29 protein-coding genes and 2 pseudogenes are annotated in these 26791 nt (G+C 65.1%); 19 read left to right on the forward strand and 12 right to left on the reverse strand.

What is annotated here, in order from left to right:
* The first annotated feature begins 103 nt into the window (after positions 1 to 103).
* Both ACQPW1_RS44580 and ACQPW1_RS44585 read left to right on the forward strand, forming a co-directional pair.
* Complete coding sequence (locus ACQPW1_RS44580) at positions 104 to 427, forward strand: type VII secretion target (protein WP_433659629.1); 324 nt, start codon at positions 104 to 106, stop codon at positions 425 to 427.
* Complete coding sequence (locus tag ACQPW1_RS44585) at positions 424 to 1548, forward strand: transglycosylase SLT domain-containing protein (protein ID WP_433659631.1); 1125 nt, start codon at positions 424 to 426, stop codon at positions 1546 to 1548. The genes ACQPW1_RS44580 and ACQPW1_RS44585 overlap by 4 nt, the downstream gene beginning before the upstream one ends.
* Positions 1549 to 1561: 13 nt before the next feature.
* Here ACQPW1_RS44585 and ACQPW1_RS44590 read toward each other — a convergent pair whose 3' ends face one another.
* The 4 genes from ACQPW1_RS44590 to ACQPW1_RS44605 all read right to left on the reverse strand — a co-directional run bounded on the left by ACQPW1_RS44590 (position 1562) and on the right by ACQPW1_RS44605 (position 6838).
* Positions 1562 to 2776, reverse strand: a complete 1215-nt coding sequence (locus tag ACQPW1_RS44590; RefSeq protein ID WP_433659633.1) for a DUF7373 family lipoprotein — start codon at positions 2774 to 2776, stop codon at positions 1562 to 1564.
* Complete coding sequence (locus tag ACQPW1_RS44595) at positions 2776 to 4719, reverse strand: protein kinase domain-containing protein (RefSeq protein ID WP_433659635.1); 1944 nt, start codon at positions 4717 to 4719, stop codon at positions 2776 to 2778. Before ACQPW1_RS44595 ends, ACQPW1_RS44590 begins: the two co-directional genes overlap by 1 nt.
* The gene (locus ACQPW1_RS44600) at positions 4719 to 6536 is read right to left on the reverse strand and encodes a serine/threonine-protein kinase (RefSeq protein WP_433659637.1); all 1818 of its coding nucleotides are present in this window, start codon (positions 6534 to 6536) and stop codon (positions 4719 to 4721) included. Before ACQPW1_RS44600 ends, ACQPW1_RS44595 begins: the two co-directional genes overlap by 1 nt.
* 110 nt (positions 6537 to 6646) lie before the next feature.
* Positions 6647 to 6838 carry a hypothetical protein gene (locus tag ACQPW1_RS44605; protein WP_433659639.1) on the reverse strand — a complete coding sequence of 64 codons (192 nt, stop codon included), beginning with the start codon at positions 6836 to 6838 and terminating at the stop codon, positions 6647 to 6649.
* Between the two features lie 152 nt (positions 6839 to 6990).
* Here ACQPW1_RS44605 and ACQPW1_RS44610 point away from each other — a divergent pair, with 152 nt between their 5' ends.
* On the forward strand, positions 6991 to 7767 hold the full coding sequence (locus tag ACQPW1_RS44610; RefSeq protein WP_433659641.1) for an acyl-[acyl-carrier-protein] thioesterase: 777 nt from the start codon (positions 6991 to 6993) through the stop codon (positions 7765 to 7767).
* Between the two features lie 46 nt (positions 7768 to 7813).
* Here ACQPW1_RS44610 and ACQPW1_RS44615 read toward each other — a convergent pair whose 3' ends face one another.
* On the reverse strand, positions 7814 to 9484 hold the full coding sequence (locus tag ACQPW1_RS44615; protein ID WP_433659643.1) for an FAD-dependent oxidoreductase: 1671 nt from the start codon (positions 9482 to 9484) through the stop codon (positions 7814 to 7816).
* Positions 9485 to 9642: 158 nt separating this feature from the next.
* Between ACQPW1_RS44615 and ACQPW1_RS44620 the strand changes: the two genes are divergently transcribed.
* Positions 9643 to 10134 carry a SixA phosphatase family protein gene (locus ACQPW1_RS44620; protein WP_433659645.1) on the forward strand — a complete coding sequence of 164 codons (492 nt, stop codon included), beginning with the start codon at positions 9643 to 9645 and terminating at the stop codon, positions 10132 to 10134.
* Positions 10135 to 10142: 8 nt separating this feature from the next.
* Here the strand turns inward: ACQPW1_RS44620 and ACQPW1_RS44625 are convergent, their stop codons facing one another.
* Positions 10143 to 10346 carry a hypothetical protein gene (locus ACQPW1_RS44625; protein WP_150399729.1) on the reverse strand — a complete coding sequence of 68 codons (204 nt, stop codon included), beginning with the start codon at positions 10344 to 10346 and terminating at the stop codon, positions 10143 to 10145.
* Positions 10347 to 10404: 58 nt separating this feature from the next.
* On the opposite strand from ACQPW1_RS44625, the gene ACQPW1_RS44630 reads away from it, so the two are divergent.
* Positions 10405 to 10773 carry a glyoxalase superfamily protein gene (locus tag ACQPW1_RS44630; RefSeq protein ID WP_433659647.1) on the forward strand — a complete coding sequence of 123 codons (369 nt, stop codon included), beginning with the start codon at positions 10405 to 10407 and terminating at the stop codon, positions 10771 to 10773.
* A gap of 23 nt (positions 10774 to 10796) precedes the next feature.
* Here the strand turns inward: ACQPW1_RS44630 and ACQPW1_RS44635 are convergent, their stop codons facing one another.
* Positions 10797 to 11384, reverse strand: a complete 588-nt coding sequence (locus ACQPW1_RS44635) for a Uma2 family endonuclease (protein WP_433659649.1) — start codon at positions 11382 to 11384, stop codon at positions 10797 to 10799.
* Between the two features lie 152 nt (positions 11385 to 11536).
* Between ACQPW1_RS44635 and ACQPW1_RS44640 the strand changes: the two genes are divergently transcribed.
* From ACQPW1_RS44640 to ACQPW1_RS44650, 3 genes are read left to right on the forward strand one after another with little or no spacing between them, the layout of a single operon-like run.
* Complete coding sequence (locus ACQPW1_RS44640) at positions 11537 to 11992, forward strand: MerR family transcriptional regulator (protein WP_433659651.1); 456 nt, start codon at positions 11537 to 11539, stop codon at positions 11990 to 11992.
* Positions 11989 to 12996: an aldo/keto reductase gene (locus tag ACQPW1_RS44645; protein WP_433659653.1), complete on the forward strand. Its 1008-nt coding sequence runs from the start codon at positions 11989 to 11991 to the stop codon at positions 12994 to 12996. The genes ACQPW1_RS44640 and ACQPW1_RS44645 overlap by 4 nt, the downstream gene beginning before the upstream one ends.
* A gap of 29 nt (positions 12997 to 13025) precedes the next feature.
* Entirely contained in the window at positions 13026 to 13316 is a 291-nt protein-coding gene (locus tag ACQPW1_RS44650; protein ID WP_433659655.1) for a putative quinol monooxygenase, read from the forward strand.
* Positions 13317 to 13408: 92 nt separating this feature from the next.
* On the opposite strand, the gene ACQPW1_RS44655 is transcribed toward ACQPW1_RS44650, so the two are convergent.
* A complete protein-coding gene (locus tag ACQPW1_RS44655) occupies positions 13409 to 13579 on the reverse strand; it encodes a hypothetical protein (protein WP_375912535.1) in 171 nt (56 codons plus the stop codon).
* A 173-nt stretch (positions 13580 to 13752) separates the two neighbouring features.
* Here ACQPW1_RS44655 and ACQPW1_RS44660 point away from each other — a divergent pair.
* The 3 genes and pseudogenes from ACQPW1_RS44660 to ACQPW1_RS44670 all read left to right on the forward strand — a co-directional run.
* Positions 13753 to 14214: pseudogene (locus ACQPW1_RS44660) on the forward strand (carboxymuconolactone decarboxylase family protein); the annotation flags it as partial.
* A gap of 21 nt (positions 14215 to 14235) precedes the next feature.
* Positions 14236 to 14547, forward strand: a complete 312-nt coding sequence (locus ACQPW1_RS44665) for a GNAT family N-acetyltransferase (RefSeq protein ID WP_433665516.1) — start codon at positions 14236 to 14238, stop codon at positions 14545 to 14547.
* Complete coding sequence (locus ACQPW1_RS44670; RefSeq protein WP_433659657.1) at positions 14544 to 15530, forward strand: pirin family protein; 987 nt, start codon at positions 14544 to 14546, stop codon at positions 15528 to 15530. Before ACQPW1_RS44665 ends, ACQPW1_RS44670 begins: the two co-directional genes overlap by 4 nt.
* A 9-nt stretch (positions 15531 to 15539) precedes the next feature.
* On the opposite strand, the gene ACQPW1_RS44675 is transcribed toward ACQPW1_RS44670, so the two are convergent.
* Positions 15540 to 15911, reverse strand: a complete 372-nt coding sequence (locus ACQPW1_RS44675) for a VOC family protein (RefSeq protein ID WP_433659659.1) — start codon at positions 15909 to 15911, stop codon at positions 15540 to 15542.
* An 83-nt stretch (positions 15912 to 15994) separates the two neighbouring features.
* On the opposite strand from ACQPW1_RS44675, the gene ACQPW1_RS44680 reads away from it, so the two are divergent.
* Both ACQPW1_RS44680 and ACQPW1_RS44685 read left to right on the forward strand, forming a co-directional pair.
* Positions 15995 to 16465: a MarR family winged helix-turn-helix transcriptional regulator gene (locus ACQPW1_RS44680; protein ID WP_433659661.1), complete on the forward strand. Its 471-nt coding sequence runs from the start codon at positions 15995 to 15997 to the stop codon at positions 16463 to 16465.
* 102 nt (positions 16466 to 16567) lie between these two features.
* Positions 16568 to 17200, forward strand: coding sequence for a hypothetical protein (locus ACQPW1_RS44685; RefSeq protein ID WP_433659663.1), 633 nt, complete (start codon positions 16568 to 16570; stop codon positions 17198 to 17200).
* A gap of 25 nt (positions 17201 to 17225) precedes the next feature.
* Here the strand turns inward: ACQPW1_RS44685 and ACQPW1_RS44690 are convergent, their stop codons facing one another.
* The gene (locus ACQPW1_RS44690; protein ID WP_433659665.1) at positions 17226 to 17963 is read right to left on the reverse strand and encodes a helix-turn-helix transcriptional regulator; all 738 of its coding nucleotides are present in this window, start codon (positions 17961 to 17963) and stop codon (positions 17226 to 17228) included.
* Between the two features lie 44 nt (positions 17964 to 18007).
* On the opposite strand from ACQPW1_RS44690, the gene ACQPW1_RS44695 reads away from it, so the two are divergent.
* Together ACQPW1_RS44695 and ACQPW1_RS44700 are read left to right on the forward strand one after the other, a co-directional pair.
* Positions 18008 to 19558, forward strand: coding sequence for a recombinase family protein (locus ACQPW1_RS44695; protein WP_433659667.1), 1551 nt, complete (start codon positions 18008 to 18010; stop codon positions 19556 to 19558).
* A 134-nt stretch (positions 19559 to 19692) separates the two neighbouring features.
* Positions 19693 to 19965: a hypothetical protein gene (locus ACQPW1_RS44700; protein ID WP_433659669.1), complete on the forward strand. Its 273-nt coding sequence runs from the start codon at positions 19693 to 19695 to the stop codon at positions 19963 to 19965.
* 798 nt (positions 19966 to 20763) lie between these two features.
* On the opposite strand, the gene ACQPW1_RS44705 is transcribed toward ACQPW1_RS44700, so the two are convergent.
* Positions 20764 to 21141 carry a hypothetical protein gene (locus tag ACQPW1_RS44705; RefSeq protein ID WP_433659671.1) on the reverse strand — a complete coding sequence of 126 codons (378 nt, stop codon included), beginning with the start codon at positions 21139 to 21141 and terminating at the stop codon, positions 20764 to 20766.
* 253 nt (positions 21142 to 21394) lie between these two features.
* Between ACQPW1_RS44705 and ACQPW1_RS44710 the strand changes: the two genes are divergently transcribed.
* Positions 21395 to 21793 (forward strand): C-type lectin domain-containing protein, encoded by a 399-nt coding sequence (locus ACQPW1_RS44710; RefSeq protein ID WP_433659673.1) that lies wholly within the window; start codon positions 21395 to 21397, stop codon positions 21791 to 21793.
* 380 nt (positions 21794 to 22173) lie between these two features.
* Here ACQPW1_RS44710 and ACQPW1_RS44715 read toward each other — a convergent pair whose 3' ends face one another.
* On the reverse strand, positions 22174 to 23565 hold the full coding sequence (locus tag ACQPW1_RS44715; protein ID WP_433659675.1) for a hypothetical protein: 1392 nt from the start codon (positions 23563 to 23565) through the stop codon (positions 22174 to 22176).
* A 158-nt stretch (positions 23566 to 23723) separates the two neighbouring features.
* Here ACQPW1_RS44715 and ACQPW1_RS44720 point away from each other — a divergent pair, with 158 nt between their 5' ends.
* The 3 genes and pseudogenes from ACQPW1_RS44720 (at position 23724) to ACQPW1_RS44730 (ending at position 26674) form a co-directional block, all read left to right on the forward strand.
* Entirely contained in the window at positions 23724 to 24218 is a 495-nt protein-coding gene (locus ACQPW1_RS44720; protein ID WP_433659677.1) for a DNA-directed RNA polymerase subunit beta, read from the forward strand.
* A 429-nt stretch (positions 24219 to 24647) separates the two neighbouring features.
* The gene (locus ACQPW1_RS44725) at positions 24648 to 25190 is read left to right on the forward strand and encodes a hypothetical protein (protein ID WP_433659678.1); all 543 of its coding nucleotides are present in this window, start codon (positions 24648 to 24650) and stop codon (positions 25188 to 25190) included.
* 99 nt (positions 25191 to 25289) lie between these two features.
* A pseudogene (locus ACQPW1_RS44730) lies at positions 25290 to 26674 on the forward strand (IS1380 family transposase).
* Positions 26675 to 26791 lie beyond the last annotated feature (117 nt).

Genomic DNA, 26791 nt, shown 5'->3' on the forward strand with positions numbered 1-26791 from the left:
CTGTCCGCGTCGCGCACTCGCCCGGCACGCCCGAGGCCCCTGTTCAGCCGACCCCGTTTTGCTATGCTGACCGCGACCTATGGTCGGGCGTGAAGGGGGACTCATGGTCGAGCGCAATCAACCATCGTCGACGAGTGTGCAGGTAGATCCGGACGCACTGCGATCGTTCGCGCAAACTCTCGGCACCGAGGCCGGGGAGGTGACCGCGCTCAACGCGGGGGGAGCGTTGTCCGCCGCGGCCACCGCGCTACCCGGCACCGAATTCGGTACCGCGGCACAGCAGGCGAACGACGTGGTCAACCGTTGCCTGCAGCGGATCGGCGGGCGCCTCACCACCATCGCCGACAACATGCACAACGCCGCGGGGAAATACGAACTGGCCGAAAACGACTTCGCCGCGAAGCTCCGCGCGATCGGACTGCCATGACACTCAGCATCCCGGACGTGGACAACTGGAAGCCCGAACAGCTCACCACCGCAGGCGAACAGGCGGGCACGATCTCGCAGGGCCTCGACACCGCCGTAGGCAAGGGCGCCACGCAGACGAAGTCGCTGGAAGACGGCAAGAAGTGGTCCGGAACGGCGGGCGCCGCCGCGAACGCGCGGATGGACACCGAGAAGACCCGGTCCTCCGCGGTCAGTGCCGCACTGCTGGAACTGAAGACGGCGTTCACCTCCCAGACGCAGAACCTGGTCGAGGCGAAAACCAAGGTGCTGCGACTGCGCGACGACGCGATCAACCAGTCGCCCCCGTTCGACGTGGAACCCAACGGCACTGTCAACGCCACGACCCGGATCGCGGCGCTCCGTGAGCATTCGGACAAGGCGAACGTCGAGAGCCTCGTTTTCCAGGAGTCGCTGCTGGCGGCGTCGCGGACCTGGGAGCTGACCAACGCGCTCAAGACCGCGGAAACCGTTGCCGGGCAGGCGAAGACGCAGGTCGACGCGGCGGTGGCGAAGCTGGAGCAGGCGTACAGCGGGCTCGGTGACCCGAACGCGAACGTGGTGCCCGCGGCGAGTACGGCACCGGCCGGTGTCAATTCACCTGCTCCGGTGAGCAACAACTCTTCGTCCTCGTCGAACAAGCCCAATTACGCGATGGGGAATCACAACTCCGGATCGTCTTCCGGCACTCCATACAGCGGTTCGGGGAGTCCGAGTTCGAGCGCGCCGACGGGGCCGATGCCGAGCGGCGATATGGCGAAATGGATCGCGGAAGCCAAACAGAAACTCATCGAAATGGGTTACGACCCCAAGGATATCGATGAGAGCGCCATCGCCATGATCATCGAGCATGAGTCCGCGGGTAATCCCTACGCGGAAAACCGGTGGGACAGCAACTGGGTGGCGGGACATCCGTCGAAGGGGCTGATGCAAACGATCGACGGCACCTTCAATGCCTACAAGGCACCCGGCCACGACGACATCTGGAACCCGGTGGACAACATCATTGCGGGCGTTCGCTATTCGATCGACACGTATGGCTCGGTCAAGAATGTTCCGGGCGTTGTGGCGGTCAATTCAGGTGGTGCGTACCGGGGCTACTGATGCCCCGATCCGCTCATCGCTGACTGTTGGCGAGCAGCGCGTATTGCGCGGCCGCTCGTTGCTGTGTTTCCCACAATCGAGAACCGAGTACCAGGGCCGCGTACCGCTGGTAAGCAACGAAGCATCGGAACTGGGCATCCTTCGGCGCGAGGTAGTCCTGCACGCACAGTGCGCCGGGTACATCGTCCGGTGGATCGACGGCCCGCCGGTCCACGGCATTACCCAGTTCGGCTGATTCCTGGACGAATCGCGTTGCGGCAGCGTCATCGTGCGTCCGGAATCCGAAGGCATCGGGCGTCACCGCCACCCGATCTACACCGGCCCGTTGCAGCACCGGAAACCGACCCGATTGATCCAGCACATAGTTCAGGTACCCACGCAGCGTCAACACCACCTCACCCTGCCCATCGGGCGCGGGGACAACGCCTTTGTCATGAATTACGCGAACCAGTACACCGTCCGGATCCTGGCGCAGCGTGCTGAACTTGCCGACCGCCGTCGGCGTGAACTTGTCGAGTTCGACCACCTCGGCATCGAGATACTTCTGGGTCGCGTCGACCAGCCGATTGATGTCCGGGGCCCGCGAATCCGCGAGCACGCTGATCACATAGGCACCATGTGCGGTCGTGCTGCCCAGTGTCGGCACTGACGGACGCCAATGTGCGCGCGAGTCAGGGTATTTGGGCAGATTGACTGCGACGTTTTCTGGGTTGAGGCCGAAGTCCACGGCGTCGAGTTCGGCTGCCGCGGCCTTCGCCGCCGTCGCGTCCGGGAAACGCAACACCGTCACGTTGAGACCGTCACGCTCGCGGCTGCCGACAGCGGCAGTGGTTAGTGGCAACACATCGTCGGCGGAACCGGTCGAGAAGCCCAGCACGAAGCCGTGATTCAGCAACACCGGAATGGTCGGCTCGGCGAGGTACTGCGCCACCGAATGAACGTCGGTGTGTACACGTGCCGACGCACCGGCCGAGTATTTCGGATCTACCTCGTGTGGACTCAGAACCGCGTCGGCCAGTCGCGCGGCCTCCAGTCGCGCGTATCCGACATCGTCCAGCCGAGTCGCGATTTTGGGCGGCGCGGTCGGAAACCTGCCCGTATCCAACGCTCGCACGTCGATCTCGGCAGAAACGCCGGTCCCATGCACTGTCGATGCACACCCCGCCGCTCCGACCACGGTGATGAGGACAGCGAGGATTGTCGTAGCGAATCGCGGATTCCGGTTCATCAACTCACCTGCGGAAGGTTGTCCATGACGTTCTGCAGCACCGTTTGTGCTGTCAGACATCTGAATTCGGGATGTTCTGTCAGGGCCGGGTTTTCGACGTGCACAGTCACCACCTCTGCGTCGCTGCTGTCGATGGTCCGATACTGGCCGCGACGTTCGCATGTCGGTGATCCCAATTCCGCCTCATCCACGAAAACGATATTGCCGCCACCGAGATCGAACGGAATCGGCTTCTCTGTCGGTACCAGAACCTTCGAGCGCTCGAGGGAAACGGTGATTGTGCCAGTCGAAATCCATTTGCAGGTATGCAGCGAATCCGGAGCACCGCGGACGTGATCGCCGATGTTCAGCTTGACGACAGTCGAATCGACCAGGGTGCAGGGATCATGCCGGGCGAGCGAACGGCGAATGTTCGGAAGTTGCGGCGGCCCTTCGGTTAACCGATGGGCAAGCTGGGCGGCGGCCTCATCCGCGATACCGCACACCTTGTCGGTCGGCGCGCCCTGCACCCGCACCGCAATGCCGAACTGTGGATCCGTTTTCGCGGAAAGGAGCGCCCGTCCGCAGCTGTCGGTGCCACTGGCCACGTCCTCCAGCACCGGAACGCCCGCCGCACGCTGACCATTGTCCCGGTAGCCCTCGATGCGCTTGATATCGAAGGCGAACTGATATCCGCCCGCCTGGGCCGCACACGACCCCCATTGCGCGGAGCTCGGCGCCTTCGTCCATTCCCCCAGCGACGAGACCAGCGGATCCTGCACCGCGGCGCACAGGTCGATCGACCGCAGCTTCGTGAGATTCAGCGCCGCAAGCGGATTCACCCCCGGCTCGGTCGGCTCATCGTCGCTACCACCGAACAGGGCGGTTCCCGCGAGCACGCCCGCGATCAAAACCACCACCGCCGAAGCCGCGATCAGGGCCTTCTTGCGCCGCCTGCGCAACGTGCCTGCGCGTTGGATCTCGACGAGCGCCTGCAATCGCTGTTCGAAGGCGTCGACGCTCTGTGACCCCGCGACAGGTTCCGGGTCGGCTCCGACGATTTGGGTGGCTTCCGGGTCGGCCAGCAATGCAGACATCTCCGTTTTCTGTTCGCCGATCATCTTGTGCACCTGGGCCGACCACGGTCGATGCTGCGGTGGCAGCGGTCCGAGGAAGTCGAGGAGCTGGGCAGGCGTCGGGCGCTCCTGCGGGTCTTTGCTCAGGCACGGGGACACCAATTCCCTTGCCTCGGCCGACAATCCGCTGAGATCGGGTTCGGTGTGCACGATGTTGTACAGCGTATGTGGCAGCGATGATCCGGCGAAGGGGCTCGAACCGCCGGCCGCCATCGCGAGCACCGCACCGAGGGAGAACATGTCGCTGGCCGGTGTCAGCGGCAGCGATTGCGCCTGTTCCGGCGACATGAACGCGGGCGAACCGATGATCGAGCCGGTATGAGTGAGCTCGGATTTTCCCTCGACCGCCCGTGCGATACCGAAGTCGATGACCCGTGGTCCGTCCTCGGCGAGAATCACGTTGGCGGGCTTGAGATCCCGATGGATGAGCCCGACACCGTGAATGGCCTGCAATGCCGAGGCGAGTCCGATCGCCAGCTTGTGCAATTCGTCCGAGGTGAGCGGTCCGAAGTCCTTGACCGCCTTGTCCAACGGCACGCCGGGGACGAAAACGGAAGCAAGCCACGGGTTTTCCGATTCGACATCGAAGTCGATCACGGCGGCGGTAAAGGCGCCGGAGACCTGCGCGGAGGTCTGCACCTCACGACGAAACCGAGGCAGGAAGTCGTCCTCGGTCACCAGGTGCTGGTGCACCTGTTTGATCGCGACCAGGCGGCCGTCGGGGCCGACCCCGAGCAGCACCCGCCCCATACCGCCGGAACCGAGCTGGCCGAGCAGGCGATACCGGCCGATCCGATCGGGATCGCCGGGCTCCAGGCGGGTCACCATCAGGAACTCCCCATCCGAGCCGCGACCCCGGTGAGTACCGCTTCGGTAGCGGCACACGCTGTTTCGGCGGCGCCTGCCCCAGTCGGTTGCGCAGTCACGGCGATCTGTTCTCCTCGATCTTCGATGGTCGGGCGCACCAGATAGTAGGTGGCGCACGTTCCGTTGGGGTCGATACGGCGCGCCGACGGGAAATCGCCCAACTTACCGCCATTCACCAGCAGCCTGGTGTATTTCGGATCGGAGTCGACTCGTTTGCCCTCGGCAGTGTGCACGGTGATCACGAACGGGGAGCCGGACCAGGTGCAGGTGTGGGCGTCGACCGGTGTCGGCGGTGTACCAGCGCCCACTTGCGGGCTGATGACATCCTGGGCAACCGATTCACACGGAACGATCCGAACGACAGACTGTTTCGACGGATGCACGCTCGGTGGATTCGTCACGAGCCGGGTGACGACCGCCTTCAACGCGTCCGCGGCCAGCTTGCAGGAATCACCTTCGGCCTCAATGGTTTTCACCTCGACACCGAGCGTGGGTTGGTCGCGCACCGCGACGGCCCGCCCACACGAACGTGCGGCCACCGTGGTGTCCAGCACGGATCGGCCAGCGACTTGCTCAGCGAGCTGCTTCCCGGCCACCGACGTCCCGACACCGACCGTCAGCTGCGTCTGCCGCCCACCCGGCTCGATGAACTTCGTGCCACAGAGCGACGAATCCGCAAGCTCCGGCTTGACCGGCTGCCCCAGCTTGCCGACGACGTCGTTGCCGAGCAGCGCGCAGGTGTCGGCGAGGCGCAGCTGTTCGTCTGTCAGTTCCAGCGTCCGGTTCGCCAGCGGATCAGGGGACGGATTGTTGCGGTTGATCAGGAACGCCGTGATCGAGCCTGCCACCAACAGCGCCAGAACAGCCGCCGCGGCAATCCATCTCGCGGTTCGACGCGGCGCTGGTTGCTCGGGCAGCACGCCGCCGCTGTCGACCCAGCGCTTGGCATCCGCCCGGTCCCGAGTGATCTGCTGCCGAATTCCGGCGGGCCACGCGGAGCGTGCCGTGATGGCCGCCACCGAGTCGATCAGCTGCCTCGGATCCGGACGATGCGCGGGGTTCTTGTCCAGGCAGGCATCCACGACGGGACGCAGTGGCGCGGGCACCCGACTCGTGTCGGGGTGATTGTGCACAACGTTGTACAAGGTCTGCGGTGCCGATGCGCCGAGGAACGGACTCTCCCCCGTCGCCGCCAGGACCAGCATCGCGCCGACCGAGAAAACGTCACTGGCGGTGGTGAGTTCATGACCGGACGCCTGTTCCGGCGACATGAAGGCGGGGGAACCGACGAGGGTGCCGGTACTGGTGATCTGCAGATCGGCTTCCAGCGCGCGGGCGATGCCGAAATCGATGACGCGCGGACCGTCTTCCGCGAGAAGGACATTGGTGGGTTTGAGGTCGCGGTGGATCATGCCCGCGCGGTGGATTTCCATGAGCGCGGAACCGAGACCCGCAGTCGGCAGGCGAAGGCCGCCGAGCGACATGGGGCCGTGTTGGTCGATGGCCTCACGCAGCGCAGGGCCGGGCACGAAAACCGAGGCCAGCCAGGGTTCTTCGGCTTCCGAATCAGCGTCCATCACCGCGGCGGTGTACGCGCCGGTGACACGTTGGGAGGCTTGGACTTCCAGGCGGAAGCGGGCTCGGAACTCGGGGTTCTTGGCGAGGTGGCGGTGAATCATCTTGACCGCCACCAGGCGGCCGTCGGGTGAGCGGCCCAGCAGCACACGGCCCATGGCGCCCTGGCCGATGACCGCGATCAACTGGTGACGGCCGGCCACGCGCGGATCGTGTCGGCCGAGCGGCTTCAACCCTGTTCCTCCCCTGTAGTGCCTGTGCCGGATCGTACCGGTGCGGATGGGACACGTCCTGGGGTAGCCGGGCGCGATCTTCAGGCGAAGGTTTGGTTCCGCGCGGCGAGGGCGGCGCGGAGTTTGGTGACCGCGGTCGGGCCGACGCCGTGCAGTGCGGCGAGATCTCGCTCGGTCCACGAGGTGAGGTCGTCGAGGTCGCGGATTCCGGCCGCGGCCAGTGCTCGTTCAGCGGGTTTGCCGAGGTTCCCGGGCAGCTCCGAATCGCTCATGACGTCCATGATGCCTGGTAGCGGCGTTGTTCACGGGCATACCGCCGACTACCAACGCACTCGACGCGATGGTGTGACGTACGACCCGTAAAGTCGTCTCACAACAGCACCACACGAAGAACGCGGCACACCGTGCAGCGCGAGGAGCACCAGTGTCACTCGATCAGCCACTCGCCCCGCTTCCCCAGGAGGGCATGGGCTTTGCTTCGGCGTGGCCCATCCGGGCAGGTGATGTGGACCCTTACGATCGGCTGCGATTCGACGCCGTCGCCCGCTATCTGCAGGACATTGCCTGGGAGAATCTGCACAAGACGTTCCTGAGCCGGAGCGATCCGAATTGGATTGTGCGCCGTACGGTCATCGATGTCATCCGGCCGATCCTGTGGCCGGACGAGGTGCAGCTGCTGCGCTGGTGCTCGGCGATGTCGACCCGCTGGACGAATATGCGAGTGCGGGTCACCAGCGCGAACGGTGGGTTGATCGAGACCGAGGGCTTCTGGATCAATATCAGCGAGTCGACCGGGATGCCCGCGCGGATCAGCGACGAGGGCCTGGCCTATCTGGCGCAGACCACGCAGGAGCACCGGCTGCGCTGGCGTCCGTACCTGACCGACACCGCGCCGTCGGAGTCGGACACCGACATGCCATTTCCGGTGCGCGCGACCGACATCGACCAGTACAACCACGTCAACAACGCCTGCTACTGGCAGGCGGTGGAACAGTTCATGGTCGAGTACCCCAAGCTGCTCGCCGGTCCGCATCGCGCGGTGATCGAGTACGTCGCGCCGGTGCTGGCCCGCCAGCACGTGACCGTGCGCAGCCGCTTCGAGCCGGGCGATCGCTCCGGTCGGCCGGTGCTCCGGCTGTGGTTCGTGGTCGGCGGAACGACTACGACCGTCGTCCGCATCATGCCGCTGCCGCCCGAATAGGCGGCAGCCGACCGGAACCTCGCGGATCCGGTCGGCCGTACGTCCGTCAGCCGCGCGCCGCCTTCAGCAGATCTTCTCGGGTGGTGAACTTGACCCGCGGTCGTCCCGCGGACTTGCCCGCGGCCTTCTCGGCCTGATCGATCGCCCGCCAACCGTCCCGATCCACCAGATCGGCCTGCCGCTCGCGGAGCAAGGCGCGCAGCGCCGCCCGATCCGCCTCGGGCGCACCGAGTTTGCCGCTGGTGAAGTCCGAGATCAGGTTCTCCACGGTTTCCTCGGCGTCGGTCCGGTTCGAGCCGATGACACCGCGCGGGCCGCGCTTGATCCAGCCGCTCGCGTACACACCGGACAGCGGGGTGCCGTCGGTGTCGAGCACCCGGCCGTGTTCGTTCGGCATGACCCCGCGCCGCTCGTCGAAGGGCACGTCGGCGACGGCCGCGCCGCGGTAGCCGATGGACCGCAGCACCAGCGAGGTCTCGATCCGCTCGGTGCGGTCGGTCGCCCGAGCCACCACTTGGCCGTTCTCCTCGAACAATTCGTTGTGCGCGAACTCGATCGACTCGACGTGCTCGGTGCCGGTGAGCGCGGTCGGCGAGGCCAGGTAGCGGAAGACGATCCGCTTGTGGCTCGGGTCGCGCCGCCCGCCCGCGTACTCCTCGGCGAGGGTGTACTTGAGCTTCAGCGACGGCTCGATGTCCGGGTCGTCCAGCAGGGTCTGGCTGGCGTGATCGAGCGCGAGGTCGGACTCGTCGACGATGACGTCGATGCCGTTCAGGTGGGCCAGCGCCAGGAACTCCGACGACGTGTACGCCGCCTGCAGCGGGCCGCGGCGGCCGAGCACGACGACCTCGCGAATATTGCTGTGCCGCAGGGCGTCCAGCGCGTGGTCGGCGATGTCGGTCTTGGCCAGCTCGTCCGGGTCCACGGTCAGCACACGCGCGACGTCGAGCGCGACATTGCCGTTGCCGACGATCACCGCCCGCTCACCGGACAGGTCGAACTGCCGGTCCGCGAAGTCGGGGTGACCGTTGTACCAGGCGACGAACTCGGTGGCCGAGTGGCTGCCGGGCAGGTCCTCGCCCGGCACGTCGAGGCGGCGGTCGGTCGACGCGCCGACCGCGTAGATGACGGCATGGTGATGCCGCAGCAGCTCCTCGTGCGAGATGTGCGTGCCTATCTCGACATTGAGGTAGTACTGCAGGGTCTCGCGCCGGAACGCGGACTCGAACAAGCTCGACACCGTCTTCGTGCCCGGGTGATCGGGCGCGACGCCCGCCCGGACCAGACCCCACGGGGTCGGCACCCGGTCGAACATCTCGATCTCCACGTCCGCCCGGCGTAGCAGCTCGTCGGCGGCATAGCAGGCCGCCGGGCCAGCACCGACGATCGCGACCCGCAGAGTGCCGAGTTCCTTCGGCGGCCGCGGCGGGGTGACGATCGGGTCGAAGTTGGACTCGAGCGGATGCCGTTCGAAGTAGGCGGCATTGATGTCGCGGTATCTGGCCAGCGACGCGGTCAGATCGTCCTCGGAGAAGATCGCCTCCACCGGGCAGGCATCGACGCACGCACCGCAGTCGATACAGGTGTCGGGGTCGATGTAGAGCATCTCGGTCGTCGCGAACTCCGGTTGGTCCGGGGTCGGACGGATGCAATCGACAGGGCACTCGGAAACGCAGCTGGCGTCGTTGCAACAACGCTGCGTGATTACGTAGGCCATATTGTGCAGATCCTCGAAGATGTACGTGGGCTGTAGGCCACCCGGTGGGCAGAGGTGGACAGAAACGACACGACGCGGAACCACCGCGATGTGACGCCGCTTTCAGTTTGCCTCGAGTGTGTTCGAGGCCATGCGACCGGAGGCCTTACGGTATCCCCATGGTGCGGACTCTGATCCTCATGCGACACGGCAAGTCGGCGTATCCCGACGGTGTCGGTGACCACGAACGCCCGCTCGCGCCGCGCGGACAGCGCGAGGCGGGGCTGGCGGGCGAATGGTTGCGCAAAACCCAGCCGCGGATCGACGCGGTGCGCTGTTCCACCGCGACACGCACCCGGGAAACCCTGGCGGCCACCGGGATCGACGCGCCGGTGGTCTACGAGGCGGGCATCTACGAGGCCTCCCCGCAAAGCCTCATCGAGCTGGTCCAGCTCAGCGACGACGACGTGTCGACGCTGCTGGTGATCGGGCACGCGCCCGGAATGCCGTGGACGGCATGGGAGTTGGCGAGCAATCGAAGTTCGACGCCCGCGATCGAGCTCAGCCGCAAGTTCCCCACCTCGGCACTGGCCGTGCTGGAGTTCGACCGGCCGTGGACGCAGGTCGATCCGGGAACCGGTGAGCTGGTGCGTTTCCACATCCCCCGCTGACTCGGCCGTCAGCGCAGCAGCTTGCCGCCGACCACCACGACCGCGCCGAGCACGACCAGCAGCACGAACGCGGCGAACCCGCCGAGCAGCCACCACACGACGGCGAGTGCGAGTACCACCGGTGCGACCGCGATGGCGGTGATCACCGGGCTTTCCTTGACCGTTGCCAGGGCCGAGCGGGCCCTGATCCGGTTGACGTCCTTACCAGGCATGTCCCCAGGGTAGGCCGGAAGCCGAGACTTTGTCGGTGACCGATGGGATGCTCGGGCGATGGATTGGAAAATCGAGCTCATCGCGATCCCCGTGACCGACGTGGATCGCGCGAAGGACTTCTACACCAAGATCGGTTTCAACGCCGACCACGACCACCGCGTCAACGAGAACCTGCGCTTCGTCCAGCTCACCCCGCCCGGATCGGGCTGCTCGATCTGCATCGGCGAAGGCATCACCGACGCAGCACCCGGCAGCGTGCGCGGCATGCAGATCGTGGTGTCCAGCGCAGAAGACGCTTACAAGGAACTGGTAGCCGCCGGAATCGACGCACCCCCGGTGGAAACCCTGGACTGGGGCAAGTTCACCTACTTCGCCGACCCCGACGGAAACCGGTGGGCGATCCAGGAACTCCCTAAGTACAACTGAGCGTGAGCTTTTGACTTCCGCAGTCAGTAGCGGTCCAGCTGGTCCAGCTGGTCCAGCTGGATGGTCAGTGGATAGGGCGAGGTGGTCGTGAAGGCGCCGGTCACCTCGTCACCGACATACCCATGTTCTCCAGCGAGCTGCAATGCCAACAGTCGCACAGCTGGGCTCAGGTCAATAACCCAGTAGTGCGGAATTCCCGCCTCGGCGTACTCCGCACGCTTCGTCAGATAGTCCATTCGGCGGGATCCGAGCGCGACGATCTCGACTGCGAGCCGGGCATTGCGAGCGCTCAGGATCGCGGCACCGTCCGCACACCGGTCGAACTCAGCTCGATCTACGACCACGAGATCCGGCCTGCGGACCGTTGCCGGCTCGTTCGGAGCCACAAGCTGAAGATCTATATCGACGCACGGCACGACGACGAGGTCAGATGGCAAGCCCTTGTCCAGATGTACGAAGAGTTCCGCGACGGCGATCTGGTGACTGATCCCCGGCGAGGGCATCATGGCCAGCAGCCCCTCCTGCAGCTCCCAGCGATACTCATCGTCCTCGCCGAGTGCCACGTATCCAGCGACCGTCAACGGTCGCCCCGGCGCCGGAAGTCCTGCCACGCTGCTTGCCTCCCCCACGGAACTCGACTCGGTTCTGGCACGCAACATATACGGCCGAGCTGCGGTAATCCGGTGTTTGGCTACATTGGACTTGCTTGGAGTGCACTCCAGGTGACTAGCGTCGATGGGGTTCTACGGGAAGGGCGAGTGTCGTGGGTGAAGCCGCATTGCATGAGCGAGGTAGGGACTGGGAGCTTCCTCGGTTTTCGATCGGGGAGGTGGCCGAGCGGTCGGGGCTCAGTCGGGACACGCTGCGGTGGTATGAGCGGATCGGGCTGATGGATTACATCGGGCGCGATCATGCCGGTAAGCGGCGGTTCAGTAATCGCGATCTGGAGTGGCTTGCGTTGATCGGACGGTTGCGCACCACGGGGATGTCGGTGGCGGACATGGTTCGCTACGCCGAGTTGGTGCGCGCGGGGGAATCCACGTTCCCCGAGCGGCTGGAGATGTTCCGTAATACCCGCGCCGAGGTGCTCGCCAAGATCGATGAACTTCAGCAGACCGTGGCCGTGCTCGATTACAAGATCGATATCTACGAGGGCAAAGCGCAGCTCGCCCGGCCGGCCACGATCACCGTGCACGACACTGAGGAGATCACGGTATGACGACCGCGGATACGTTGCCGACCACCACTCTTGGCACCAGCGGCATCGAGGTAAGCGTGCAGGGCCTGGGCTGCATGGGGATCAGCGAGTTCTACGGGACCTCCGACTTCACCGAATCGCGGGCAACGCTGGATCGAGCGTTGGAACTGGGCGTCACGCTGTTCGACACCGCCGACGTTTACGGCGCGGGCCACAACGAGGAATTCCTCAGCGAATTCGTGCGGGCCAACCGCGAGAAAGTGGTGCTGGCCACCAAGTTCGGCATCGTCCGCAAGGCCGACGACCCGGCCTACCGCGGCATCGACAACTCGCCGGCCTACATCCGCAACGCGGTGGAGGGCAGCCTGCGCAGGCTCGGCATCGACACCATCGACCTGTACTACATGCACCGGCGCAGCCCGGAGGCGCCGATCGAGGACACCGTCGGCGTGCTGGCGGAGCTGTTGCAGCAGGGCAAGATTCGGGCGATCGGCCTGTCCGAGGTGACCGGACCCGAGCTGCGCGCGGCGCAGGCGGTGCATCCGATCGCGGCCGTGCAGTCCGAATGGTCGATCTTCTCCCGGGACGTCGAGCGGACGGTGGTGCCGACCGCGGCCGAGCTCGGCGTGACGTTCGTGCCGTATTCGCCGCTGGGTCGCGGCTTCTTGACCGGCGCGGTCGCCGAACTCGCAGAAGGCGATGTGCGGCGGGTGTTTCCGCGCTTCGCCGAGGACAACGCGGCCCGCAATGCCGAGCTGCTCGCTCCGCTGCGGACCATCGCCGAGGCGCGCGGCGGTACCCTGGCGCAGGTCGCGCTGGCCTGGTTGCACGCACAGGCCAGGGTGCGCGACCTGTCGGTGGTTCCGATTCCCGGTACCCGCAGCAGGACTCGGCTCGCCGAGAACGTTGCGGCCGCGACCATCGAGCTGACCGCCGACGAACTGGCAACGCTGGAGCCGATCGCCGGCCAGGTTGCCGGAAACCGGGCCGCGGACCTGTCTTTCGTCTCCGCGGGCCGGGAATAGCAAGCACCACAACAGATCAGGAGTTCACCGTGTCCACGCTGACGCTCAATGTCCGCTTCACCGCGAAGCAGGGCCGCGAGGCCGAATTGCGCGAGGTGTTGCAGAACATGATCGAGCCGACCCTGGCCGAGGACGGCTGCCTCGGCTACGAGCTGTATCTGCACCCCACCGATCCGAGCCGGGTCGTGCTGCTCGAGGAATGGGTCGACGCCGACGCCTTGGCCGCGCACTTCGAGACCCCGCACCTGAAGCAGTGCGCGGCAGCCCTGGACCAGGTCCTGGTCGAGCCGTTCCAGCTGCGGCGATTCGCCGAGATCTAGGAACAACAGGCGGCCCCGGCGATCCGAATTCGGATCGCCGGGGCCGCGCTGTCTCTACTGAGGACGCTGTCTCTGCCGGAGGGGGCGCTGCCTCAGTGGAAGGTTCGCCCGCCGAGCGAGGCGCTGATGATCGCGGGCGGGGTCCACCCGACCATGAGATTCGCTCGCTCCTGCGGCGTGAGATCCTGCCTGGCCCAGATTCGGTGCGCGCTGCGGCGGCAGGCGGCGACCAGGGTGGGGGCGGTGCGGTTGCGGAACCTCATGACGTTTTCTCCTTCGATGAACCCTCAATGTTTGTCCGATTCGCCGCCCCGCGCGAGAGGCGGCGCACGATCTCTACGAGTTCTGTATGCGGGTGTAAATGCACCGGACCCCGGTCCGTTTGAACGCGACCCCGCCGGACGCTTGCACCCGCGGGCTACTACCATCCAATGGAGTGAAGCCCGATCTACCGTATGACCGCGTCTGGATCGACAAGCAGACGCCGGCCGCGTTCCGCGCCCTCATCAAGGTCGCGAGCGAAGTCCGCGCCGCAGGCGCCGAGGTCGGCCTGGACCGCAAGCTCATCGAACTGATCAACGTGCGGGTTTCCCAGCTCAGCGGCTGCGCCTTCTGCCTGGACACGCATCAGCGGGCCGCCCTCGCCGCCGGGAACACCGAACAGGAGCTCGCCGTGCTGCCCGCGTGGCGGCGCACCGAGCTCTATTCACCGATCGAACAGGCCGCGCTCGCGCTGGCCGAGATCACCGCGACGCTGCCGGACGAACACACGATGGAGCGTGAGTACGCTTTCGCTCGCAAACATCTGACGGACGATCAGCTGTCCGTCGTCGTCTGGGCCGCCACCACGATCGGCGCGTTCAATCGCGTGTCGATCCTCAGCAGACATCCGGTACGCGCATCGAAGGAGACGTCGACCATGACCGCAGCCGCCTCGGAATCCAAGGTTGTCCGCAACGACGAGAAGCACCGGTACGAGGTGTTCTACGGCGGCGAGCTCGCCGGGTTCGCCGAGTACGAGGAGCGCGACGACGAGACGGTGTTCACGCACACCGAGATCGACGGCGCGTTCTCCGGCAAGGGACTCGGCAGCACGCTGGCCAAGCACGCCATCGACGACACCATCGAGCGCGGGCGGGTCATCCGGCCGCTGTGCCCGTTCATCAAGGCCTACCTGGAGAAGCACCCGCAGTACGACGCGCATGTCATCGGCAAGGGCATCAAGAGGTGAGCGATCTCGATCCGCATCCGGCGGAGGCGCTGTGCGAGCCCGCCCCCGGCCCTGGCCCGGTGCTGGAGCTCTATCCGTCGCGTGAGGTGCCGCTCGGCGGCGTGCGCGGCGTCTTCGTGGAACGGGTACTGCCGCAACGGGATCTGCCGACCGTCGGGGCCTGGTGCTTCCTCGATCACTTCGGGTCGCCGACGGTCACCGACACCGGGGCGTCGCCGGATATCGATCCGCATCCGCACATCGGCCTGCAGACGGTGACCTGGCCGTTCGACGGCCGGATCCGCCATCGCGACTCGGTCGGCTCGGACGTGGAGATCGAGCCGGGGCAGCTGAACCTGATGACCTCGGGGCGCGGCATCGCACATTCCGAATACGGTGTCGCGGGCGCGCATGCCGGGCACGGCCTGCAGCTGTGGATCGCCTTGCCCGGCAACAAAACCGGGATCGATCCGCATTTCGAGCAGCATCGTGAGCTGCCCGTCTACCAGGTGCCGAACCTGCGTGCCGTCGTGCTGATCGGGTCGCTGGCCGGAATCACCTCTCCCGCAACCGCGTACACGCCGATCGTCGGCGCGGATGTGCGGCTGGAGCCGGGCGAGGCGAGTATCCCGCTGGAGCGCGGGTTCGAGTACGCGTTGATGGTGCTCGAGGGCGAGGTAACGGTCGACGGCACTGCGCTGGCCGCCGGGCCGCTGCTGTACCTCGGCACCGATCGCGACGAGATCTCACTGACCAGCACGGCCGGTGCGCATTTCGCGCTGATCGGCGGCGAGCCGTTCGGCGAGGAACTGGTGATGTGGTGGAACTTCGTCGGCCGCAGCCACGAAGACATCGTCACGGCCCGAAACGATTGGGAGAACCACGATCTCGGCCGCTTCGCCGACATCGCGGGCCACCCGCCCGAGCAGCGCATCCCGGCGCCGCCACTGCCCGGTCTACATCTCAAGCCGCGCAAACGCCGGATCGGCCCGGCCAGAACCTGATTCGTACCGCTACGGAATCGCGGTGAACAGCTCGTAGCTGTGACCGTCGGGCGCGTGCACGTAGACACCGCGTCCACCGCCGAGATGGTTGATGGCGCGGTCCCATCCGTGCTGCGGACCTGAGCCGTAGTCGACACCGGGCCACTGCGTCAGCCGCTCCAGGACCGCGTCGAAGGTTTCGTCGTCGACGAGGAATCCGTAGTGGCCCGGTTCGACCTGCCCGCGGTCGTCGAAGTCGAAGGTGAGGTCGGCATTGATCGATACCGGCGCGAAGGGGCCGCTCGGCGCACCCACATCCAGGCCCATCAACTCGGCGAAAAACGTTGCGGCGGTGTGCCGGTCCGTCGCGGGCACGATCGTGTGGTTCAAGACGATGGTCATGACTGCCTCCATATGCGTGCGATACGCATACAAATATACATGCGCATCGCATGCGATTACTAGCGGCGGGCTAGGCTGAGAGCATGAGCAGACGGGCGACCGCCAGGCCTGGGACCGCCGCCGACGGTGGGCCCGCACTGTTTCGGCTGGTTCGATTCTGGTCGCGGCGCTGGATCAACCGGACGTCGGCGGACCTGCCCGACGAGCTGCGGCACGCTCAGCACGTCCAGGTGGTCGAGGCGGTCGCCGCCACCGCCGAGCAGGGCGCCGAGGCCACCATCACCTCGGTGTCCCATCAACTCGGGCTGGACCATTCGGGAGCAAGCCGGATGGTGCGCGACGCCACGGCGGCGGGCTTTCTCTCCCGCGCCGAGTCCGAACACGACCGGCGCCGAACAGCATTGGCACTGACCACCAGCGGCGACCGACTGCTCGCCGACGCCCGCGATTGGCAGCGCCAGGTCTTCACCGAGCTCACCGCCGACTGGGACGAGCTCGATCGGCAGCGTTTCGCGGGATATCTGTGTCGATTGAGTAACGAACTCGAACTCTGAGCCGAGTTGCCTTGCGCCCGAACGACGAGCCGTACTCGGCTGCGCCTGATACTGTCACCGACGAACACACTGCGCAGGGGGCAGCGCTACCGAAAGAGCACGATGAGATTCTCCAGAATCACCGCGACGGCACTGCTGGCCCTGGCGGCCACCGTTATCAGCACGGGCGCCACGCACGCGGATCCCGCAACCACCACTCCCGACACCGCGCTCGACGTGCACGGGTCCTTCGCCGAAATCGCCTATGAGGTCGCGGCATCCGAGGATCGGCGCGCCGCGGTGACGACGATCCAAGACGGTCGCTTCGAACTGATCCATGACGGCCGGGTCGTCACGCTGACCGATCGAGACGGAAGCGTGGTCGCCGCGCTGCCGATGGCGCTGCGCGTCGGCGACAAGCGGGTGGCGTTGAATCCGGTCATCGAGGAGGCGGGCCATCGGCTCACCCTCGTGCCGGACAACATGTCGCAGGCGCCGCTGCGCGACGTGAGCAGCCAGGAACGTTTCTTCGCCGAGGTCGAGAAGGCCATGCCGATCGTGTTGGCGGGCGCGGGAATCGGCGCCGGGATCGGTTTCGTGCTCGGCTTCCCGCTCGGGCTCTTCGTCATCGACTTCATCACGGTGCCGATCACCACGGTGCTCGGCGCCGCGATCGGCGCGGCGGCCGGACTCGCGATGGCCGGCGGTCAGCCCGCGATCGACGCGGCGCTCGACTACGTCTCCGGCGCACCCTGATCCGGCACCGCTCACCGCACCGTCCTCAGGAACGGTGCGCGCGGTCCTCGATTTCGCTGGTGGAATCCAAGGTTTGGGTTCCGATGACGCGTAGCAGGTCCAGCTTCTCGGCGGCATCGGTGCCGGGGCGCGGTAGGTAGACCAGCAGGCGCTGGGCGGCATTCGGGGTGAGCAGCGTTTCGCAGATCGTGTCGATCAGGCCGACCTGTGGGTGTTGGATCCGCTTGGTGTCCGAAAGGCGTACCGCCACTTCGTGTTCGTCCCAGAACAGGTCGAATTCCGGATTCACCGAACGCAACTTGGCGATGAATTCGGCGACATCGGCGTCGCCCGCTCGGCGTGCGGCCGTTGCCCGCAGATCCGCTACGTGCTTGCGGCCCAGGCGATCCCAGTCCTCCTCGGGGAAGACCGCGCGAGACTCGACATCGGTGAACCAGCGGTAGGCGTAGAAGCGATCCCAGCCGCGACGGCTGGCCAGGTCGCCGAGCAGCAGGGTGTGCATGCGGTTCTGCACCAGCACCTCGCCGAGGTCGGTGATCACGGTGGCGGCGGTGTCGTCCAGCTTGGCCAGCAGGTGCATCAGTCCGGGGGCGACGTGCTTGTCGGTGAGTTCGCGTCCCGGCGCCGCGTGGTCGCACAGGTGGTAGAGGTGGTCGCGTTCGTCGCTGGTGAAGCGCAGCGCGCGGGCCAGCGACGCGAGCACCTGGGTGGACGGGCGCGGTCCGCGCGCCTGCTCCAACCGGGTGTAGTAGTCCGTGGACATACCAGCGAGGTGTCAGCTATACACTACGTCCGTACGCTGGAGTTATGACGCGAACGAGGACCCTTGCCGAGCCTGGTTGGTTGACGGAAATCAATGCGGCCCTTGCTGTTTCGGTGGCAGGTATCGACCCCTCTGAGTGGGTGTATGGCTATGTTCGGATCTCGCGGGATGAGAAGGACCGTGCCGAGGGCGTGCAGTTGCAGGCAAAGAGTCAGGTCGCTCACGCCGAGCGCAAGGGGTTGGCGTTGGCGCGGATCATGTGTGACAACGATCTGTCGGGCGCGGATGCGGACCGGCCGGGGTTGCGTGAGTTGCTGCGGCTGGTGACGGCGGGTCCGTCGAAGAGCACGCTCGCTCGCGATGTGGCGCGGTTGACCCGTGACTACGACCTGGGCAACGAGTTGATGAAACTCGGCCGCGATGAGGGTGTGCGGTACTTGTTCGTCAAGGACAGTGAATACGACCTGACCACGGGCGCGGGGCGTAAGAACTTCATGGTGAAGGTCGCCGAGGCTGCCGAGTACCGAGAGGTGAATACCGAAAACCTGCTCGATCGGTTGAGCGAGGAAGCTGCTAAGGGGGTGATGCAGGGTGGTTCGCGCCGGTTCGGTTATGGGCGTGTGGTCGGAACGCATCCGCTGACCGGGGCTGATGTGTTGGACCGCAACGCATTGCGTGAGTCCGAGGTCGCGATGCTGTACGAGGGACGCGACCGGGTGATCAATGGGGAATCGCAAACGGCGATCATCACTGATTGGAACAGTCGTGGGCTCACTGCGGCCGGGGGCGGGGTATGGCGGGTGGGCAAGCTGACCGACCAATTGTTGTTGGAGGCGTATGTGGCCTATGACTTGGGTGAGCACACCGACGCGCGCGGCCGACGCTGCGAGTGCTTGAAGAATCCGGAGGGCAACGGCATTCGTGTGCACGCGCGCACCGGCACCCGCCATCGCGCGCAATGGCCCGCGATCTTCACCCGCGCCGAGCATGACGCGATGCGGGCCGGTTTGCGCGCTCACCGCCGCGCCACGGACAAGGACCGGCCCCGTCAGCGCGACGCGGAATACTGGCTGACAGGGTTGGTCGGATGCGGCGGGACGTGGGCCGAGGACAGCGACCGCGCGAGCGAGGACTGCGGTTCGTGGATGATCGGTTCGCTCCTCAAGCGCAAGCTCAAGAACGGTGACCAGACGATCCAGCGCCGCTATGGCTGCAAGCACAAGGATTCCGCGCGCCGGGTGTGCGGGTGCGGGCGGGTGTTCCGGGACGCGGGGGCGTTGGAAACCTATGTCGCACAGGCGGTGATCGCGGTGTATGAGGACCCGCAGATCATTGTTCGCGATGCGGTCCGCTTCCTGGCCGATAGCCACCAGCAGCTTCTCGCGGGTAACGGCGGCAGTGGGGTCGGGCACTGCCTGGGCGACTGCGGCCGGAATCTGTTGGACTGCACCGTTATCGGCGTTGGCTCCACCGCCTGGAATTTCCCCCAGGTCGGTGGTCTCTGGTGTGGCTTGCTCGTCAGACATGACACTGCCTCCTCCTGGCCGGCTCCATACCGACCGCAACAGATCGTCGCACGGCTAAGCACATCGTGACGTGAGATCGGTTGCGCCCCAAGACCAGCCGAACCGACGCATCCAGACAGGTCCGACTGCCCACACGGATCAGGAGGCGCTCAGTTTGTCTGCCCAACGACGCACGCACGCACATCGACAATATCGGATGTTCTGTGCTGCAACGGGTCTGGCCCGCAGGCCACCGCCGCGTGACCGGTTCGCTCAGCGCGCACAGCGGCATGAGAGGACATCTGGTCCGGCGCGGCGTTGTAGGGAATACTTGGTTCGTCGTAGCGACTTTGATGAAGGGCATGGTGGAAGAGATGAAGGTGTACAACAACGATCTGGAAGAGACTTACCAGATCGTCAAGCAGATTGAGGAAGAAGCTAAGGCCGATACCGAGTCGGATGTCGAGGCACTCCGCGGCAAGGAGTCGTCGTCTTAACCTCTCAGTTGCACGAATGGCCGCCCGAAACAGGGCGGTCATTCGATTGCACGGCATTCGGCAATATCGGATGTTCTGTGCTGCAACGGGTCTGGCCCGCAGGCCACCGCCGCGTGACCGGTTCGCTCAGCGCGCACAGCGGCATTTGCGGACGTTGGGCTGGTTGCCGGTTGTGACGACAGGGTTGTAGTTGTCACTTGCAGGCCGTATCTGTCACCTGACCGAACGCCCCATGTTCGTATGCGCGGGGACACCGCCTGTCGAGGATTCAGCGCAAGGATGCGAACAGCCCCAGCGGACAATGCCGCCAGGGCTGTGACGGCAGGTGTTAGCGGCCGCTGTCTGGCTTCATGACGTATACGGTCTGGCAGTGCGGACAGGTCGCCTTACCGCTTGTCATATTCAAGGTGACACTCGGATGTGAGGACCAATTCGGATTCAAGGGGTTCGGGCAGTGTGCTTGTTCCTTCTTGGTGATCTCGACTACTCCCGACATAGCGACACAACCCTTCCCGTGCTCATAGTCATCTCAAACTGCTTCTGCCACACCGAAACTTGTGCGTCCCGGCCGCTCATCCACTATCCCTCGCGGACCTCATTCCCGCATAAGAACCGGACCCCTGGGTGGCAGTGGCAGTGGCAACTGCAACCTGCGTTCGATGACGACCGTCGCCTGTCGCGCCCGCCGAACCGGCAGCCAGCCGCCGGTAAGCAGGCCGTGCCGATACTCAGGCCCGCAGGTGGGCTACCGAGGGGCCCCGCCTTCTTCTCACTAAGGAAACCGGGGCCGTTCAGTCACTAGTACGCGTCGTAGCCCGCTCGGCCTAGGTCGTAGCCCTGTTTGCCCAGGTCACGAGGGGCGATGGACGGGACTGTCCGAGTCGCCTCAGCGGAGGCACCGTCACCGACCGGCACCGCTGCGGTCAGTAGGGCGTAAGCATGAGCCAATTCGGCCAGCGCTTTGGACGCCTGCACTGTTTCGTTGCCGGAGATGCGGTCGGCTTCCTGGCCGATTGCCACCAACAGCTTCTCGCGGGTAACGGCGGCAGTGGGGTCGGGCGCTGCCTGAGCCACTGTGGCTGGAATCTGGTGGACTCCACCGTTTTCGGCGTTGGCTCCATCACTGGGGATCGCTCCCAGGTCAGCGACTTCGGGCGTGGCTTGCTCGTCAGACACGATGTTGCCTCCATCTGGTCGGCCCCTTACCGACCGCTACAGATGTTCCCATAGCGAAGGACATCGCACTCCAGATCGGTTGTGCCCCAGTCCGATTTCGCAAGGAGAAACGCTCGCACATCGGTGCTACCGGATGTTATGGGCCGCAACGGTTCTGGCCTGCTGGCGTGCCCCGCCGTCGAGCAGGTGTGATGCAGGACACCTGCGAGCTGATCCGGGCGTAGACGGTAGGAGTTGGCGGTATATAGAGACCATGGCTAACCACGCACCCGGTACTGGTACTCAAGTTGGGAATTTCTGGGTCAGTTCCTCCCCCTCGGACTGGCAAAACGCAAAGGCTTATTGCGATAAGGCTGGCATGAAGTTGGTGTCCATTGAAACCGCCGACAAGAATGCCGAACTGCTGAAAGTCTTGGATTCGTTGGGAGTGGACAGAGTGTGGACGTCGGGCACCGACGCACCATCCGATGGAAACTACATGTGGGCGTCCACCGGCGCACCGTTCGATTACACCAATTGGGCACGCGGGGTCACGCCACGCCACGCAAGCGATAATTACGTATACCTGGGCACCAGTACATATTTTGGTAACGGACGGTCCGGGTGGGACGTCGCCAATGGGGAGGATGCACTCCGTTTTATAGGCGAGTAGCTATTTAAGACGTTGGCGAACGTGCGGGTCGCGGCATAGAGCGGACGTGTCCGGCCTACACGTCGTCAACAGCTGGAATCGGGCCGACTCGACCGGATAGGAGGCTGCCGTACTCATCCGGTATTCGGCATTACCGCGCGTTCTGTGGACACGCCCATCCCGCGTAACACGCTCGTCAGTGACGTCAGATTTCACCGATACCAGCTGATCTCAGCTTCGTCGCCTGACGTCAGCACTTACCGATAAGCGACGTCGGAGTTCACCGCCCTAGCCAACTCGGAGCTCCGTGTCGGCTGCGCCTGCACGAGCACACGGTTTCGCGCCTGCCCCTGTGGAGTACCCGATCGGGGCCGTTGCGAGTTCCGACTTCACCGACTCATCTATGCGACGAGCAGTGTTCTAGCACGCTCGTTGAAGTCCACCACCAATGGATGCGGCCCGAACGCCACCATGCGTTGCTGGATGTCTCGGACAGCTTCCACCGACCGCGAGGACTTGACCTTGCTCGACAGGTTCACCGTTCGCACGCTGGCAGCGTAAGCCGCGTCAAGGTCCCGGTTCTGAAGGTGGCTGACAGCCAAGGCCGCATGCGACAACGCACCGCGTCGAGCTCGGTTCTGGCTGCGGGCGTAGGCGATTGAGCGCTTGGCGTGTGGTGCGGCTTCATCCGGCTGCCCAAGGTCCCGGAAGGCGTTCGCCCACTCGCCACAGATATATGCCTCATCAATGAACTTCGCCCACTCGGCTTCCCGCTCCGGCTCGACTTGTTCGAAGGCTCGCTCAGCCGCGTTGACCGCGTGCGCGGTGCCGACCTTGTCACCAGTCGCTGCTAGCGCCCGTGCCTCGAGCGTCCACAGGTCGGCAAGGCAAGCCGCGGAATCGCTCTTCGCAAGGCCCTGGCGGCCCGCCTGGGCGAGTCGACGGCCCTCGTGTGGGTGTCCGAGCAGGGTCGCCTGATCGGCCAGCCCTGCCAAGACGTGAGCGCCCAGCGGCGCATCCTTGGATTCTTCCGCCAGACGAAGAGCCTGGATCAAGTACCGCTGAGCCGTGCCGTGTTCGCCGTTGTCGAAGGCCATCCACCCCAGCAGATATGTCTGTTCCGCTGCCGCCCCGCACAGAGCCCGGCGTACTTCCTCGGTGTGCGTCCGCCGAAGCAGGGGGTAGACGTGTTCGTTCATGTAGGCGGCCAGAACCAGACGGCCCGATCCGCCGCCTTGGAAGATGTCCATTTCTTGGAACGTGCCGAACATGTTCTTGACGGCCGTGACGTCTTCGAGGCGGACGCGTTGGCGTTCGTCGGGCAGCTGGTCGAGGGTGTTCAGTAGCCAATCACGGGACGGGCCGATGGCCGCGACTGCTGCAAAGGGTGCGGCCGTGAGTAGCTTCCTGCGGTCCACGTCTGCCCTTCCTAGGTCGGCAACGGCTTCTACCGTCTCGGTCAACGATGGGCTGTAGGTCAGCGATCGGTCAACCGCATCCCCTAGACCCAGGTCATAGGTTGTCACGCGGTAGCCGAACCGTGCGGAGAACAGATCCGCCAGGATCGCCGGAACCCGCGGCCGAGGATGTTCTCCTTCGTCTACCCAGCGTCGCACGCTCGAGGTGTCCGGCCTGACGTGATGCTCGCCCCACTCGAAGGCGAGACCACGTACTTGCCGTGCCAACTCGCCACGGCTCCATCCGGAACGGGTCAGCCACTCTTCAAGGTGCACGTTCGGACTCTTCATCCTGATCACCCGTTGGTCTAGTGGTGGTAGCGAATTCACCACCATTCAACACCCCTAGCCACCTGCTCGTGGCAGCTCAGGACATCCACACTCAGTTTGTGCCCGGTAAGGCGTCTCAGCTCGGCGAGACGCTCTCACCCTTCCACCGCTTGGGGGCCGGGCCACCTAATCCGTTCGATGCGAGCAGGGGGCTCTGAAACGCGATGGAACGCACACCGTTTGGGGACACACCCGAATCCCGATGCCTCTACTACCGGCTGGTGTGCGGACTGCCCGCCAACATCGACCCGCCCGGTTCCGGACGTCTCACCTTCCCCGCAGGGAGTACCGCCGCGCTGACCATGCCTGGGCCGTTGGGGAGCGTGCTACGGATCTATATGCAGCAACGCGGCATAGCGCTCGGTCCGATCATCGTGCATGTCGGGTCGAACCGGTGGTCGTTCTTGGTTCGGCCGGATGTACCCGATGACGACACGCGACAGTTCAGTGACCTGTTCCGGCTTAACGTCATGATCGTGCGTTCCGGAGCTATCGCGTTGCCGTCGCCGACAGCGGCACCCGGAGGCGGCAGCAGGCGGTGGATCGAACTACCGCGCAATACGTTTCGCCCCTCGGGCAATGTGGTGTTTGTAGCGATCGGTAGGTGCACGGGTATCAATCGTGATCCGCGATCGTTGGCGGTGCATCGTGGCCGATAACCCCGAGGAACCAGACGTGCACCTAACCGTCGTGCTGCACGGCCTACGGCTGGACTACGCCGCATCCCGGACCGCCGCAGACAACTTCGTGCAAGAGCACCGAGAGCACCACTACGTCGATGAAGTGACCGTAATCCCTGGTTCACCAACGGGATTGGAACGATTGCCGAACGAGCGATTGTACGAGGGGCCATGAACGAGTACAAGGCGGCTCTAGCCGAATGGCTCAGGGCCGCAGACGCGTTCGACGCTCAGGGTGAACCAGAGTCCGGTCCTGTGCATGATCGGCTCACTGCCGCAGCTGAGCGCTTCCGGCGTGCTCAGCGTACCGAGGATGCGAGCGAGGAAGGCGGAACTCTGTCGTGACCAGCTTGTATGTTGACCGTGCACGCGGGACACTGTCCTGTTCTGACCTAGCGAGGGGTGCTCATGGGTGGAGATAGGCCGTACACAAAGGCAGAGCTCGAGCAGATAGAGCGGGATCAGCATGATCCGCAATGGTTGGCATGGCTGGACTCGGAGAATATGAACGCGCAGATTGACGTGTTCCTGAACGAGACCGTTCCAGATATGCCGGACAGCCCTTGGACGGCTGAGGGTTTAGACCGGGCTGAGCGCGACATGCTTGAACGTTTTTCGGGTATGGACGATGTCGACCGAGCAGAGAACTGGGTCGTAGCAGATCAATTCAGTCGGTTCATTGGTGAAGTGTTCCGCCGGAATTTCGAAGGGCGCTGGTTCAACGCTCCGAGCATGGGCGGTGCACGTTATCCGAATTTCGGCCCGGCGATCCGGCATGAATGGGTTGACGCCTATCTGGACGTTGGAAATCTGATTACGGCAACCGTGCACAGAAAATGGGGAGACAACCTTTCCACGATCTTCGCCAATAGTTCGGAGAGCTATCGGGAATGGGTCAGCGCTGGACGGCCAACTTTGGCCGAACAGCTTAACCTCGGCCAATCATGGTAATGGCGCCTAACCTGCGGCGGGAATGGCGAAAGGTGCTCCGACCTGCGATAATTCGACTTGCGAAGGCTGAATTGATCGAGGTTTTGGAGCACCTTTCTGGTGGGCAAGTCTATATCGCCGTATCCGCGGCTGACCATCGACGGTGACGGTGCGGGCGTGGTGTCACACGCAGGTGCGGCACTGCTGCTGCGTACTGCCGAGATAACTGGTTTGACCTGGGGTTTGTCGGAACAGTTGGGGCCGTGGCGCAAACCGATGGCTGTCCACGACCCGGGCAAGATCGTGCTGGATTTGGCGGTGACACTCGCGGTCGGTGGTGACTGCGCCGCGGATGTGGCGTTGTTACGGGCCGAGCCGGGCGTGTTCGGTCTGGTGGCCTCGGATCCGACGGTGTCGCGGACGATCACCGCGCTGGCTGCCCAGGCACCGAAAGCGTTGGCCGCCATCGCTTCTGCACGCGCGGACGCGCGGGCGCAGGCGTGGGCCGTGGCTGGGCCGAACGCCCCCGGTCACGGGATCAACATCGATGATCCGTTAATCATCGATCTCGACGCCACCCTGACCGACGCGCACTCGGAAAAACAGAACGCCACACCGACGTTCAAGCGGGGCTTCGGCTTCCACTCGCTGTGGTCGTTCATCGACCACGGTCGCACCGGCACCGGCGAGCCCGCCGCGCCCATGCTGCGGCCGGGCAACGCCGGTAGTAATACCGCTGCCGACCACAAGCAGGTTCTCCGCGATGCCCTCGCTCAGCTGCCGTGGCAGCCGGGATGGCGGGTCGGCCGGAAAGTGCTGGTGCGCACCGATTCCGGTGGCGGCACCCACGAGTTCCTCGACTACTGCCACCGCCGCCGGCTGCAGTACTCGGTCGGGTTCACTCTCACCGACGAGATCGTCACCGCCATGGGCACCCACCTGAATCCGCAGGATTGGACACCGGCCTACGACGCAGACGGCGAGGTCCGCGACGGCGCCTGGGTCGTGGAAGTCACCGGCATCACCGAGTTGACCGGATGGCCGCCCGGCATGCGGCTCATCGTCAGGAAGAGAGACCACACCCCGGTGCTCAGCTGCGGTTCACCGACCGCGACGGGATGCGGTTGACCGCGTTCGTCACCAACACCACCCGCGGCCAGCTGCCCGACCTCGAGTTGCGTCACCGCCAGCGGGCCCGCTGCGAAGACCGGATCAGAAACGCGAAAGACACTGGCCTGCGCAATCTTCCGTTCCACAGCTTCGACGCCAACCGCATCTGGCTCGCCGTCGTCGCGCTCGCACTCGACCTGACCGCCTGGATGCAGACACTCGCCCTGCACGACCACCCCGCACGTCGCTGGGAACCGAAAACGCTACGGCTGCGGCTGTTTTCAGCCGCCGGACGCATCGCCCGCCATGCCCGCAAAACCACACTGCACCTGGCGCGGCACGCCCCCTACACCGAACTGCTCACCACCGCCGCAGCACGCCTGCAACCCGGCTGACCAGCCAGAAACCGTCCCTGCAACCAAGGAAACCAACCACCCGGGCCAGTGGAACCCGGCAGCCAGCCCGCTGCGCGGGCCAGCTGCCCTGCCCGCAACCGGAAAACTACGACCGAA

This window comes from Nocardia sp. CA-128927, assembly GCF_050955855.1.
GTDB lineage: Bacteria > Actinomycetota > Actinomycetes > Mycobacteriales > Mycobacteriaceae > Nocardia.

Excerpts from the sequence above, each read along its gene's own strand:
- ACQPW1_RS44580 (WP_433659629.1), top strand. The coding sequence starts at position 104 with ATGGTCGAGCGCAATCAACCATCGTCGACGAGTGTGCAGGTAGATCCG.
- ACQPW1_RS44585 (WP_433659631.1), top strand. The coding sequence starts at position 424 with ATGACACTCAGCATCCCGGACGTGGACAACTGGAAGCCCGAACAGCTC.
- ACQPW1_RS44590 (WP_433659633.1), bottom strand. The coding sequence starts at position 2,776 with ATGAACCGGAATCCGCGATTCGCTACGACAATCCTCGCTGTCCTCATC.
- ACQPW1_RS44595 (WP_433659635.1), bottom strand. The coding sequence starts at position 4,719 with ATGGTGACCCGCCTGGAGCCCGGCGATCCCGATCGGATCGGCCGGTAT.
- ACQPW1_RS44605 (WP_433659639.1), bottom strand. The coding sequence starts at position 6,838 with ATGAGCGATTCGGAGCTGCCCGGGAACCTCGGCAAACCCGCTGAACGA.
- ACQPW1_RS44615 (WP_433659643.1), bottom strand. The coding sequence starts at position 9,484 with ATGGCCTACGTAATCACGCAGCGTTGTTGCAACGACGCCAGCTGCGTT.
- ACQPW1_RS44620 (WP_433659645.1), top strand. The coding sequence starts at position 9,643 with ATGGTGCGGACTCTGATCCTCATGCGACACGGCAAGTCGGCGTATCCC.
- ACQPW1_RS44625 (WP_150399729.1), bottom strand. The coding sequence starts at position 10,346 with ATGCCTGGTAAGGACGTCAACCGGATCAGGGCCCGCTCGGCCCTGGCA.
- ACQPW1_RS44630 (WP_433659647.1), top strand. The coding sequence starts at position 10,405 with ATGGATTGGAAAATCGAGCTCATCGCGATCCCCGTGACCGACGTGGAT.
- ACQPW1_RS44645 (WP_433659653.1), top strand. The coding sequence starts at position 11,989 with ATGACGACCGCGGATACGTTGCCGACCACCACTCTTGGCACCAGCGGC.
- ACQPW1_RS44655 (WP_375912535.1), bottom strand. The coding sequence starts at position 13,579 with ATGAGGTTCCGCAACCGCACCGCCCCCACCCTGGTCGCCGCCTGCCGC.
- ACQPW1_RS44665 (WP_433665516.1), top strand. The coding sequence starts at position 14,236 with ATGACCGCAGCCGCCTCGGAATCCAAGGTTGTCCGCAACGACGAGAAG.
- ACQPW1_RS44675 (WP_433659659.1), bottom strand. The coding sequence starts at position 15,911 with ATGACCATCGTCTTGAACCACACGATCGTGCCCGCGACGGACCGGCAC.
- ACQPW1_RS44680 (WP_433659661.1), top strand. The coding sequence starts at position 15,995 with ATGAGCAGACGGGCGACCGCCAGGCCTGGGACCGCCGCCGACGGTGGG.
- ACQPW1_RS44685 (WP_433659663.1), top strand. The coding sequence starts at position 16,568 with ATGAGATTCTCCAGAATCACCGCGACGGCACTGCTGGCCCTGGCGGCC.
- ACQPW1_RS44690 (WP_433659665.1), bottom strand. The coding sequence starts at position 17,963 with ATGTCCACGGACTACTACACCCGGTTGGAGCAGGCGCGCGGACCGCGC.
- ACQPW1_RS44695 (WP_433659667.1), top strand. The coding sequence starts at position 18,008 with ATGACGCGAACGAGGACCCTTGCCGAGCCTGGTTGGTTGACGGAAATC.
- ACQPW1_RS44710 (WP_433659673.1), top strand. The coding sequence starts at position 21,395 with ATGGCTAACCACGCACCCGGTACTGGTACTCAAGTTGGGAATTTCTGG.
- ACQPW1_RS44715 (WP_433659675.1), bottom strand. The coding sequence starts at position 23,565 with ATGGTGGTGAATTCGCTACCACCACTAGACCAACGGGTGATCAGGATG.
- ACQPW1_RS44720 (WP_433659677.1), top strand. The coding sequence starts at position 23,724 with ATGGAACGCACACCGTTTGGGGACACACCCGAATCCCGATGCCTCTAC.
- ACQPW1_RS44725 (WP_433659678.1), top strand. The coding sequence starts at position 24,648 with ATGGGTGGAGATAGGCCGTACACAAAGGCAGAGCTCGAGCAGATAGAG.